This is a genomic window from Ruegeria sp. HKCCD7221 (genome assembly GCF_013031225.1).
Taxonomy (GTDB): Bacteria; Pseudomonadota; Alphaproteobacteria; order Rhodobacterales; family Rhodobacteraceae; genus Ruegeria.
Window position 1 is genome coordinate 889,753 of the sequence record NZ_WPZE01000001.1, and the last position, 10,957, is coordinate 900,709.

Annotated in this window: 11 protein-coding genes, 1 tRNA gene and 1 pseudogene; 6 read left to right on the forward strand and 7 right to left on the reverse strand. The window is 51.9% G+C overall.

Annotated features, from left to right (window positions below; all coding sequences use genetic code 11):
- Positions 1 to 31: 31 nt before the first annotated feature.
- Positions 32 to 1,633, reverse strand: a complete 1,602-nt coding sequence (locus GOX73_RS04430; RefSeq protein WP_171125015.1) for a murein L,D-transpeptidase — start codon at positions 1,631 to 1,633, stop codon at positions 32 to 34.
- Between the two features lie 356 nt (positions 1,634 to 1,989).
- On the opposite strand from GOX73_RS04430, the gene GOX73_RS04435 reads away from it, so the two are divergent.
- Positions 1,990 to 2,559 carry a DUF882 domain-containing protein gene (locus GOX73_RS04435; RefSeq protein WP_171121460.1) on the forward strand — a complete coding sequence of 190 codons (570 nt, stop codon included), beginning with the start codon at positions 1,990 to 1,992 and terminating at the stop codon, positions 2,557 to 2,559.
- Positions 2,560 to 2,571: 12 nt separating this feature from the next.
- Complete coding sequence (locus tag GOX73_RS04440; protein ID WP_171125013.1) at positions 2,572 to 3,495, forward strand: AraC family transcriptional regulator; 924 nt, start codon at positions 2,572 to 2,574, stop codon at positions 3,493 to 3,495.
- Here the strand turns inward: GOX73_RS04440 and GOX73_RS20705 are convergent.
- The 4 genes and pseudogenes from GOX73_RS20705 to GOX73_RS04455 all read right to left on the reverse strand — a co-directional run.
- A pseudogene (locus GOX73_RS20705) lies at positions 3,490 to 3,628 on the reverse strand (IS5/IS1182 family transposase); the annotation flags it as partial. The gene GOX73_RS04440 and the pseudogene GOX73_RS20705 overlap by 6 nt on opposite strands.
- Before the next feature lie 169 nt (positions 3,629 to 3,797).
- Positions 3,798 to 4,364, reverse strand: a complete 567-nt coding sequence (locus tag GOX73_RS04445; RefSeq protein WP_171134799.1) for a transglutaminase-like cysteine peptidase — start codon at positions 4,362 to 4,364, stop codon at positions 3,798 to 3,800.
- Positions 4,365 to 4,421: 57 nt separating this feature from the next.
- The gene (locus GOX73_RS04450; protein WP_170756678.1) at positions 4,422 to 4,667 is read right to left on the reverse strand and encodes a hypothetical protein; all 246 of its coding nucleotides are present in this window, start codon (positions 4,665 to 4,667) and stop codon (positions 4,422 to 4,424) included.
- Positions 4,668 to 4,793: 126 nt separating this feature from the next.
- Positions 4,794 to 5,399: a thermonuclease family protein gene (locus GOX73_RS04455; protein WP_254429115.1), complete on the reverse strand. Its 606-nt coding sequence runs from the start codon at positions 5,397 to 5,399 to the stop codon at positions 4,794 to 4,796.
- A gap of 210 nt (positions 5,400 to 5,609) precedes the next feature.
- Here GOX73_RS04455 and GOX73_RS04460 point away from each other — a divergent pair, with 210 nt between their 5' ends.
- From GOX73_RS04460 to GOX73_RS04475, 4 genes are all read left to right on the forward strand, one after another.
- The gene (locus GOX73_RS04460; RefSeq protein WP_170756676.1) at positions 5,610 to 6,524 is read left to right on the forward strand and encodes a transferrin-binding protein-like solute binding protein; all 915 of its coding nucleotides are present in this window, start codon (positions 5,610 to 5,612) and stop codon (positions 6,522 to 6,524) included.
- Positions 6,525 to 6,558: 34 nt separating this feature from the next.
- A complete protein-coding gene (locus GOX73_RS04465; RefSeq protein ID WP_171125011.1) occupies positions 6,559 to 7,791 on the forward strand; it encodes a lipopolysaccharide assembly protein LapB in 1,233 nt (410 codons plus the stop codon).
- Between the two features lie 646 nt (positions 7,792 to 8,437).
- On the forward strand, positions 8,438 to 8,647 hold the full coding sequence (locus GOX73_RS04470; protein ID WP_170756674.1) for a hypothetical protein: 210 nt from the start codon (positions 8,438 to 8,440) through the stop codon (positions 8,645 to 8,647).
- Complete coding sequence (locus GOX73_RS04475; protein WP_170756673.1) at positions 8,644 to 8,904, forward strand: hypothetical protein; 261 nt, start codon at positions 8,644 to 8,646, stop codon at positions 8,902 to 8,904. Before GOX73_RS04470 ends, GOX73_RS04475 begins: the two co-directional genes overlap by 4 nt.
- Before the next feature lie 686 nt (positions 8,905 to 9,590).
- Here GOX73_RS04475 and GOX73_RS04480 read toward each other — a convergent pair.
- Together GOX73_RS04480 and GOX73_RS04485 are read right to left on the reverse strand one after the other, a co-directional pair.
- Positions 9,591 to 9,667: transfer RNA gene (locus GOX73_RS04480), tRNA-Arg, on the reverse strand.
- Positions 9,668 to 9,733: 66 nt separating this feature from the next.
- Complete coding sequence (locus GOX73_RS04485; RefSeq protein ID WP_171134800.1) at positions 9,734 to 10,954, reverse strand: cysteine desulfurase; 1,221 nt, start codon at positions 10,952 to 10,954, stop codon at positions 9,734 to 9,736.
- Positions 10,955 to 10,957 lie beyond the last annotated feature (3 nt).

Sequence of the window (10,957 nt, forward strand, 5' to 3'; positions counted from 1 at the left end):
GGCTTCCCGGAATTAGGACTTAACCCGGTGATTACCCCTGAACGTCCGGCAGGGCTACCCCTGCTTTCTGGAGCGCCTCCCAGATTTTCCGGTCGCGGTCGTAGACATCACGCCGATACTGCACCTCACCCTTCGGGCCGATATAGGCCGTTCGATAGATCAGATGAACCGGCACGTGTTGCTCCAACGGCACCGTGGTCTCTTTTCCGGTGGCAAGAATGCGATGGAAGAACGCCTTGGGGTCTTCTTCCTGTTTGGCCAGAAGCGCATAGGCAAACTCGAACGGTTGAGCCAGACGAATACATCCGTGCGAGAACGCCCGAACCTCACGCGCGAACAGAGATTTCTGAGGCGTATCATGCAGATAGATGTTGTATTGATTTGGGAACATGAACTTTACCAGCCCCAAAGCGTTGCTTTGGCTCGGCGGCTGTCGCATGGCAAACGGAAAGTTGCGAGCGTTGAATTGGGTAAAGTCCACGGCCCCCCGGTTCACTTGCCGACCACTGCGGTCGGTGATGTGAATATGCCCAACAGCATTAGGGTTGGACTGCAGCTTTGGCAGGTATTCTTTGGTGATAATCGAACGTGGCACGTACCAACTGGGGTTGATAACCATATGCTCCATTTCGTCCGAAAATTCAGGGCTGCGCCGATCATGAGTGTTCTTACCGATCACCGTCCGGGTTTCGAATGAGACCAAGCCATCATCAACAATCTTGGCAGAAAAATCCGCCTGATTGACAAGGATATGCCGCGCGCCCCGCTCTTTCGGCAACCAGCGTTCACGCTCGAGCGCCACATATACGGACTTCAGGCGGTCAGATGCCGTCCGGTTCAACTCTGAGATTGTTCCTTGACCGGCCACCCCATCCGCAGCAAGGCCATGATCGGATTGAAACCTCTTTACAGCATCCAGCAACGCATCGTCGAATTCAGGGCTTGCCGTGGACTTCAAATACCCCATGGAAATCAAACGATTGCGCAGTTTAATTACATTCGGCCCCGTGTCACCGTATTCCAGCTTATCCGAGGGAACGCCCGCCCCCCAGCCGCCTTGTCGAATAAGGTTTTCAAGCGCGATCTTCTGCTTCATCAGCGCGCGGTACTGTGCGTTTTGCGGGGTAAGCAGATCAAAATACGCGGCATCGTGATCCACCAAGCCCTGCAGATGCTGGGCGGCTGTCCGGCGTTCGACCTTGCGCACCAGCCCGTCGTCAATCTGGGATGGGCGTAAGGCGCCCGAGTACATGTCATTGGCGTAGGCGACGAAAGCACGGCTCAGCGACATTTCGACCGCACCTAGATCGCGCTGGGTTTGCGCGTCCTGCATCTGAGCCAGCAAACCCTGCACGTCGTAAGCGCCCTGTGGCAAACCGTGCATGTCAACGCTGGACAGTGCCCGGATCAAACCTGACCTGCGTGCCTGATGTGCGGGCGAATTGCCAACCCAAACCGGAGAAAACCCGTTAGAGCGGTAAAAATCGGACATTCCAGAGCCTGAGGGCAGAAATTCGGCAACGGACATCTGAAACGCGGTCGCGGGATTGGAATCGGTGTTCGCCAGCGCCGCAGACGCCGCAATGCAGGCTGCGAAGATGAAACCAGATGGCGCACGTAAAAATGCTCGCATGGGATGACCCTGATTATTCAATAACTTGGACGTTTCTTCAGTTCACGTCGAACAAATATGATTGCGGGTCAGACCGCTTGTCCATTCACAAATGCATCACTTCAAATCTTCTTTTTGGCCGTGATGCGCGTTTGCATCGTCAAGGGACCAGCATGACCCATCTGCTTAAAGACTATACCGAAATGCATCATCTGCGCAAAAAACTGCCGAAAATTCCCCCTTGAATAGATGAGTATGAAAGACTTCTTGGCGGTCTTTCGCGTCTGTGCCATAAATTTGGCATCTGGGATGGGAAAAAATTAAGAACGCGCGCGTAACATCGTGTGCAGGCAGGAACAGTACGGGACGAAACTATAATGACTACGAGCAGTACTTCGGGCTTGACCCGGCGTGCCCTATTGGGCGCATTTGCAGCTACGGCAGTTGTCGCGGCACCGACTTATTCCAATGCAGCAGGATTTCTCCGCGGCGGTGGCGACATTCGCCGTATTCGCATGTATTCGGGTCGCACCGGTGAACGGATCGACATGATCTACTGGGTCGACGGCAAATACATCAAGGATGCCGTCAAGGAAGTGAACCACTTCATGCGTGATTGGCGCACCGATCAGGTCAAACCTATGGATCTGCGCACCATCGACATCATGGCTGCCTCTCACAATCTCCTGAATGTTGACGAGCCTTATATGCTGCTGTCGGGTTATCGCTCGCCGCAGACAAACGCGATGTTGCGGTCACGGTCGCGTCGCGTTGCCAAGAACTCATTGCACATGAAAGGTCAGGCTGCTGACCTGCGCCTATCGTCCCGTTCAGTCTCGCAAATGGCCAAGGCCGCAATGTCCTGCCGGGCCGGTGGTGTTGGCAAATATTCCCGCTCGAATTTCGTCCACATGGATTGCGGTGAAATCCGAAGCTGGGGCGGCTAATAACAACCCACCTTGACGCGCTGCGGAATTCCAAAAAAATCTGTCTGGCCCGTCCCTGAGAAAATCACTTACCTGGAAGAGGCGGAATTGGTTCGCGCGGCTTGCGATGCCGTCGACGATGTGACGTTTGCTGCTGCGTCAGCACTCTCTTTCCGTGAAAGTACGACCATTACTGGATACATCGGCAAATACTCTCGAAATTTGGGCGATGCTATCGAGAATACAGCCCGTTTTCATGATCTTATCGATCCGGCCCTTGCCTTTAACTTACGAGTATCAAGCAATGCAGCCTCGATCGAAGTTAGTTGGAAAGATGCCAGTTTCGGGAAGTTTCACCGTCACACCGAGTACTTGCTTTTCCTCGCTCTATCTCGGATGCGTCACTTGGCCAAGACAGGTTTCTATCCTTTGGAAATCCGCTTTGATCACCAAGCCGGGAAGTCTGCTAGTTCATTTTCCAAGATCGGAGGATTCCCAGTTGTTTTTGAGGCAGAAAAACCAGAAATTGTCTTGGGCCACACAACGCTCGAACTCCCAATTCCGTCCTTCGATCCGAAGCTGCGGGATCACCTAATTGCTTATGGAAATAGGCTTCTATCAGAAGTCGACAAACCCACACAAAACCTTCGCGCAATGATTGAAAGTCAAATTATCGCGGTGCTTCCTGGCAAAGTGCCTTCTGCAGAGGAGGTTGCAGGAAATTTGGGGTTGAGTACTCGCACTTTTGGGAGACGACTGACAGAAAGTGGCCTCAGTTACAGAACAATTGTTGACGACTTGCGGTACGACCTAGCGAAAACTCTTATCAAAGACGGTATGAGCATGACTGAAGTAGCTTTTTCACTAGGTTACGCTGACCAAGCCGCGTTCTCGACAGCTTTCAAAAGGTGGTCTGGTTCACCACCCTCAGCATCTGTAAAGGGCCAGGACTCATAACCAAAAGATGACGGTAGCGGCGATGCAAATTGCCGACGAAGACAGTTCTCCGCATCGGCCGTAACGGGTCACGGTGCGCCGCCAATCTTTTGATCGGCAAACAGGTTTTTACACGATGGCGTTTGCGATACCGCTCAGCATCGTGGTCGGCAAGATTTCCTTGTCCCCAACGCGCTGAATGCACGCAGTGATACCGCGTGCAAGAACGGGGATCATGTCTTTCGTTTCTGTATTACCTCTGAAGCCTGAAATTCAATACGAATGCTTAGAGCCGATAGCATTGACGTGTCTCAGACTGCAGGTCATCGATCCTGCAGGACAATATCCCATCGCGCTGGGTCGTTGGGATCTTGTGCCTCGATGAATGCGTAGTGGGTTTTGTTCCAAGGAAGCACCCGGTTGGTCAGGTTGTCCAACACGTAATCTCCCATCGATGTCCTAACGACTAATACCGCATGCCCCTCGTGGTGAAGGTCCAACACCGTTACAAGAAGCAAGTGATCCGGAGATATGCCCAATTTCTGAAGTTCAACCTTCTTGAGCATCGCGATGTCTTCGCAATCTCCGCCTAGGCGCGAGGGCAGCGCCCACTTTTCAAGAACGTGATACTGGCTCTCGTCGGAAACCTCTGGAGTTTTTTGGTTAATGTTCTGATTAACCTTTTTAATCTTCTTCCAGTCAGCATCTGTGATCTGATGAGTGTGCGGTGATTTTTGACAAATTGGCGGATAAGTCTGGCAGACACCTTCAAACCCCTTGGGCGCTGGCCATTCCCGGCCCAAATGCATGATGGTGTCCGCATTAGATGCAGGTGCTAGGATGCAAAGGACACCACAAAGACGAGCTAAAAAACCTAACCTATTAATCATAAAAACAATTCTTCCTCGAAATTTCCAAACCAGTTAATGTCCGGCCAAAGGGCAAAATCAAATAGCGCCGCCTCTCGCCAACCGTGCTTTGTGGGTAGCAAGACTTTGTTCAAACGTCGTTATGTTTCCATAGCTTGCTTCAAAGCGATTTTTGAAATCAATATACTCAGAGCAGCGTTGGCCATTTTCCCGACAGTCATTCATCAGCTCCTCTCCGACCTGATATTCCCGTGTCAAACGTTCGGTTCTGCTAGCACAAGCGGCAAGCAGAAACAGGGCAAGTAAGGCCATCATCCTAAGCATTGAAGTCTCCGGTTCTGGTTTTAGCCTAGCGTTGCCAGAAATGTGTATCTCGTACAAGCCGAGCCTCAGTCCAGTGCTGCAGACTTTATCTGCGAAACTCGCCTTTTTGGGATGCGAGGCCAGAACCTAACAATACCCGGCTCGCACAATTCTTGCTCTGGCTTCCGGGGTTTCCAAGCTACGATAGCGGCCCCCTGAGTACCGGCGACAATCCAGCGCATGCCCGGCGGCGATTGAGGCCGCGCCAATGTCTTCCCCATCAACGTAGCATACGCCTACCCAGCGGTCGTATGTACGTTCTCCGTTCAATTTACAGGTGACGGTCTTGCCGCGCAGGTGATCCGCCATCCATTGCTTCGCAGCCATCCCGGCGCTTGTACTTAATTCCGGTCCATCTACGCCGTTCAGCCTAACCGGAACGCCCTGAACGACTACGGTATCTACGTCTCGGACTCGGGCGATACCTTCCACTGTGCGCCGGTCGGTTTGGTCTGGGCCGAAGCTAGTCAGAAAGACTGCGACACCGATCAGAGCGGCCATCCAGACTACTACCGACCGTCCCGGTGTCAGTGAACGCGGCAACTTAAGGCGCGATCTGCGACGAAATGGAACGACGTTTCCGGTGTAGTGCCGGCCAGAAAAATAGTGCCTTGTGGAGCCGATCAGCGAAATGAACAGAATAAGACCGATGACAGCCGCAAGTATTAGGGCGGGGTTCTCAATATTGGGCAAAACGGTTTCTCGGCTTCTTGACTGTGTGCTAGACGGCTCTCAAGGCGCATGTAAGCTAAACAAGAGTAAAGACCTGAATGCAAATCTGGCACTAAACAACAACACTTTGGCTGAAAATAACAAGTCAGTGCTTTTATCAAATCATAAGTCCCCGGCAAGGCTCACAGAAAAGTGATCCACTCAATTGTTGAGTTGATGAAGGGGAACGAAATGATCTTAAGAACAACTGTAGCAACGACTTTAGCACTATCGGTAGCAGCGTGCGGAGGCGGCGGAGGCGGGTCTTCAGATTCTTCACCAGCACCAGGCACTCCATCTAATCCTTTGCCCTTTGACGGTTTCTCGAATCTGCAAAACGGGAAAACGACGCGTTTAACATCGGGCGGTGGTGTCCGAGTAATCCCATTTTCCCAAAATGCGGATGGAACACTAAGATTCGAAGGGACGCAATTTGCTGTCACCTCGGCGGACTTGACACCACAAAGTAACGGCGACCGTACAATTGTCTTTAAGCAAGAGGGGCAGCCCGACATTTCTTTCGGGCCGAACGACGCTACTTTTTCCTTCTATAACGGCTCCCTATTGGTAACAAAGCCGGACGGAACCGGTTTAGCGGTAATTGCGGACCCGGACCAAATTAATCATGAGTACCAAACCTATGGTGCTTGGTTGAATACCCCAGATGGCCGATCAGGTTGGGCAAATGCCGGTTCGTTTGGTCAACGTACTGCGGCGTCAAATGTACCAACTGGTACGTCAGCGACCTATTCAGGAAACTCAGTTGGGATTTTCGCAACTGAATCTGGAGCCTCCGGGCTGACTGATAGTAAGGTGACCGTCTCTACAGACTTTAAATCAGCCACATTGTCTAGCAGTGACACCTTCATCACGGATGCGGCAACTGGAGTTTCAAATTCTGCTACTGGCTTGGACTTCTCTACAACAATAAACGACGTAGAAGATGGATTTGGCGTAGGGGCGATTTCGACACCGACCCAATCCGGAACTGCATCAGTTGCGTTCTATGGGCCGAATGCCGAGGAGGTTGGAGGCGAATGGGGAACCTCAGGTTCACTTGATGGTGCGGAGTTTAAGTACGGTGCTGCTTTTGGTGCCAAACGCTAAAGGCTAAAACCAAAAATCTGTGAAAGGCGGGACGATGAAGTTGGCTCGACTGGTGGTACTTTGTGCGTTGGCGGTGTTTTCCCAAATTGGCGCAGTTTCCGCGTCAACAGCCAATATGCAGGCCACAGAAAGCCAGTTTCTTTCAGGATTAACCGCTGTGTCTAGTGGCGATTACAAAAGTGCAATCGCCATTTTTCAAAACATTCTAGCAAGTGACCCAAGTCTTACGCGGGTTAGGCTGGAGTTAGCGCGGGCTTACTTTCTGGATGAGCAATGGAACAGATCCAGGTCAGAGTTTTTTAAGGTTCTCTCAGGGGATATACCTGAGCCAGTAAGACAAAAAGTGCTTGGCTTTATTCGAGCAATCGACGCGAGGCGAGGGTTCGAATGGGATTTTGAAATCGGCGTTAAGAGACTCGGTTCAACTCGCAATTATGACACCGACGAAATCGATCTTGATTTTTCTGGCATAACGTTGCCGGCGACTTTGGATCGCTCCGATGAAAGTCCTTATGGCATTGGATACTCTGGTTCGGCTCTATGGCGAACGAGTTTAGACGGCATCTCGAGCAAAGAACGACTTGTTGTCGCGTTCGGCGAAGTCTTCTCATTTGGCGATCTATCCGAAGATAAAACATATCGCGATGTTACAATTGGCGTTCGTGGGGGCGCGAGGTTTGTTTTTCCCGAAAGTACTGCTGTCATCAGCCCAGTTTTGACAACGCGATACTTGGCTGATGAGAGTTTTGAAAACAGATTGGGAATGGAAGTCGCGTTCGAGAGACGAAACCTCAATGCTTACTCGATTTTTGGGTCAATCTCGGGTTACAGAGTGGACAATAAACTCGACGAAACTTTTAGCGGCAATTCGGCGATTGCTCGTTTGGGTATGCGTCGTTCCTTCGGCGGCAAAAGCACAATCGGGGTCGCCCTGTACGGCGAAACCAAATCCACTGAACGAGATATTGATACTTATACCATCGCCGGCTTGGAGGCATTTGGATCGTTTGATGTTGGGCGGGGATACGTAGTTGAGCCGAGGGTGTATTTGGCCAAGAAGGCATTCCAAGACATTAACCCCCTGTTTGTTGGTAACCCCGACGAAGATCAATACGGTGCAATGCTAAGGGTCGAAAAACGAAATTACATTGTTGGGAATGGATTCGTTCCATTTGCAGAGCTGGAATACAATCGAGTGAACAGCGGAATTGACGCCTTTAGCTACAACGAAACACTGTTCAACGTTGGCTTCACAAATGCTTTCTGATGCGGCTTCAATCCCACTGTGCAGACTCGACGCCCGCTCCCTAGTTGCCAGGTACGCCGCCGCTGTCCAGTCAACTTACCTATCTTGCCCCATTTAGTCTGGGCAGTCCCATGGTCAGACTAAATCCCCGCGTTGCCTATCATCCCAGATTAAGGTGACGCGGGGAACTTATGATCCAACCCGTGATCCTTGCCGTAACAAGTTTACCCCGAAACTACAGCCTGCATTGTTCACGTGGTTTCCCTCCGAATGATGCAGGATTTTTTTCGGCGCTTAGTGAGGGTGTAACGAGTGTCAGTCCCGCCCGATGGCGGGACTTTTTTGCGATGGACCGGCTGTGTGTCAACAATCCGGTCAACACATTTGCTAAGAGCAGGACATTCAAACCGTCCTTTAGCGCCGAATTTAGCGTACAGAATGAACAATAAACACTGTTTCCTTTATGAATGGCGCACTCCAAAACCGTAGGTCGCGGGTTCGAACCCTGCTGCTCCTGCCAAAATCCCTCATATATCGTAACAAGGTAGACGATTGGGTAGTGCGTTCGGTCCGGCAAATGTCAACACATCGGTCAACACGTACTCTACGGATTGTGTTGACACTGCGTGCAGGACGGGCAGATTCGTCAAAAATTTGAGGGTCAATTATGGACGCGCCAATCATTCAACTTCTCGTTTTACTTGTCTTGGCGGTGTTCGTGATTTGGCTCTACATCCTGCCGATTACGATGGCGGGACGGCGCAACCGATCCGGCCTGATCTGGTTTCTGATCGGCCTTGTCGGATCACCCTTACTGGCCATCCTTTTGTTGCTCGCATTGGGTGAGGCACCAGAGCAACCGGCGGCCGGATCATGAGCAACGACAACGTAATCAAATTTCAGACGGATGCGGTGCCGGAACTGCAAGAAACAGTGTCGCGCATTACTGCTGAAATACACCTGAAAACAGGCATGGCGAACTTGAACCGCTACATTGAGGCAGCGGATTGGGTAAAGGCCAGAGATTGTGCAAGTGTGATTTTTTTGATCACGCACCAACTGTCCGACCCTGATGCAGATACGATTCACTTGAGAGGTGATGTCAGTTTAACTATGCCCGACCGCCCCACCTAACTCTGGCTCAATCGGCAGCGGGTGATCTGGTGGCTCGACACCATGCTTTTCCAGCCATTCCAAAACCTCACCCCATTGGGTTTGGATGCTGGGTGCGCTGCGGTACTCGTGCAACTGTTCCAGCTTGCATCGTAAGTCATACGGGATTGTTCGCGGCCATCTGTTCATACCGCATGTTCTATTTTTGTTCTTACGACTGTCAAGCCAATGAACTTTCTGGATTTGTTAAGGACTTTGAAACTTTTTGCTCCCGGCGATGCGGTACAAGAGCCGCAGACCATTAAACGAAAGGAGTAGAAATGGTTGATTACAAACAAATCCTTATTGAAATCGTATTACTTATTCTGATTGAGGTTTTGGATAAATCATAATGTTCAGAACCCCCTGTCTAAACCCGGCAGGCAGGGGGTTTCTTTATTCGTGTGACCGACACGCAAAAAAGCCCGGCCAATGGCACGGGGTTTGGTCTGCAAGGTGTCGATCTGGCGGCTAGGACGCTGCACTGCAGACAACTAGGCCAGAGACTCGCGGCTTCCGTAGTATGTCCCGCAACGGACCGTGCGGTCCGTCCGGCGTTGATAGTGTCGCTGGTACGGGTGTGAGGGTTAAGTTGCCCGCAAAGGTGTACAAAACTGAGACACGTCGAAGTCTATTGCCATGTAATATCAATAGCTTAATCAGGAATATGGCGCACCTGAGAGGATTCGAACCTCTGGCCTCTGCCTTCGGAGGGCAGCGCTCTATCCAGCTGAGCTACAGGTGCCTTGGTCGTTAGCTAACCTTGATCCGATCCGGGTGCAACTGCAAATCGCCCCCATAGCGCCGGCATTTACGCAAACAAATCATGCGCCAGTTCAAGCGCGTCGACCAGCGTATCGACCTCATCCGTCGTGTTGTAAAGACCAAAGCTCGCGCGGCAAGTTGCGGTAACACCAAAGAAATCCATCAGTGGCCCCGCGCAATGATGACCGGCGCGGACCGCGACGCCCTTCTTGTCCAGAATGGTGGACACATCATGCGCATGTCCGGCCCCATCCAGCGTGAAACTAAAGATCGCGGCCTTGTCCGGACGCATGCCTTGAACCTGAAGCCAATTGAGACCAGCAAGTTTCTCAAACGCATAATCTCGCAGCCCCGCCTCATGCGCGGCAATGTTCTCCATGCCTAGATCCATCATGTAATCCAGCGCGACACCTAGCCCGATGGTCTGAACTATGCCGGGGGTACCGGCCTCGAACATCATGGGAGGGTCGTTATAGATCACCTGATCTTTGCTGACTTCTTTGATCATGTCGCCACCGCCGATAAAGGGGCGCATCTCGGCCATGCGCTCGGATTTGATGTAGATCGCACCCGAACCGGACGGACCATACAGCTTATGCCCCGTGATCGCATAGAAGTCGCAGCCGATTTCCTGCACGTTCACCGGCATGTGTACGGCGCCCTGACTTCCGTCCACCAGCACTGGAACGCCCTTGGCGTGTGCGCCTTCGGTAATTGCCTTTACGTCGACAACTGTGCCAAGAACATTCGAACACTGTGTTACGGCAACCAGCTTGGTCTTGGGGCCGATCGCGTCAATAACCGCTTGCGGGTCCAGCCCGCCGTCCGGATCAATGTCGACCCATTTCAGGACAACGCCCTGCCGCTCACGCAGGAAGTGCCAGGGAACGATGTTGGCATGGTGCTCCATGACGCTCAGGACGATTTCATCACCGGCCTCGAGACGCGGCATCGCCCAGCCATAGGCAACAAGGTTAATTCCCTCAGTCGTGCCCGAATTCAGAACGATTTCGTTTTCATCTTGGGCGCCAAGGAACCGCGCGATGGTGCCACGAACGGATTCGTATTTCTCGGTCGCGAGGTTCGACAGATAATGCAAACCGCGATGAACATTTGAATATTCTTCGGCATACGCCCGCGTCACCGCATCAATCACGACCTGAGGTTTCTGCGCCGAAGCGCCATTGTCCAGATAGGTTAGCGGCTTTCCATTCACCTCTCGGGACAGGATCGGGAAGTCAGAGCGGATTTTCTGCACATCATACATGGT

Bases quoted from the DNA above. Each gene is read 5' to 3' on its own strand.
- GOX73_RS04430 (WP_171125015.1), bottom strand. From the start codon at position 1,633: ATGCGAGCATTTTTACGTGCGCCATCTGGTTTCATCTTCGCAGCCTGC.
- GOX73_RS04435 (WP_171121460.1), top strand. From the start codon at position 1,990: ATGACTACGAGCAGTACTTCGGGCTTGACCCGGCGTGCCCTATTGGGC.
- GOX73_RS04445 (WP_171134799.1), bottom strand. From the start codon at position 4,364: ATGATTAATAGGTTAGGTTTTTTAGCTCGTCTTTGTGGTGTCCTTTGC.
- GOX73_RS04450 (WP_170756678.1), bottom strand. From the start codon at position 4,667: ATGCTTAGGATGATGGCCTTACTTGCCCTGTTTCTGCTTGCCGCTTGT.
- GOX73_RS04460 (WP_170756676.1), top strand. From the start codon at position 5,610: ATGATCTTAAGAACAACTGTAGCAACGACTTTAGCACTATCGGTAGCA.
- GOX73_RS04465 (WP_171125011.1), top strand. From the start codon at position 6,559: ATGAAGTTGGCTCGACTGGTGGTACTTTGTGCGTTGGCGGTGTTTTCC.
- GOX73_RS04470 (WP_170756674.1), top strand. From the start codon at position 8,438: ATGGACGCGCCAATCATTCAACTTCTCGTTTTACTTGTCTTGGCGGTG.
- GOX73_RS04475 (WP_170756673.1), top strand. From the start codon at position 8,644: ATGAGCAACGACAACGTAATCAAATTTCAGACGGATGCGGTGCCGGAA.
- GOX73_RS04485 (WP_171134800.1), bottom strand. From the start codon at position 10,954: ATGTATGATGTGCAGAAAATCCGCTCTGACTTCCCGATCCTGTCCCGA.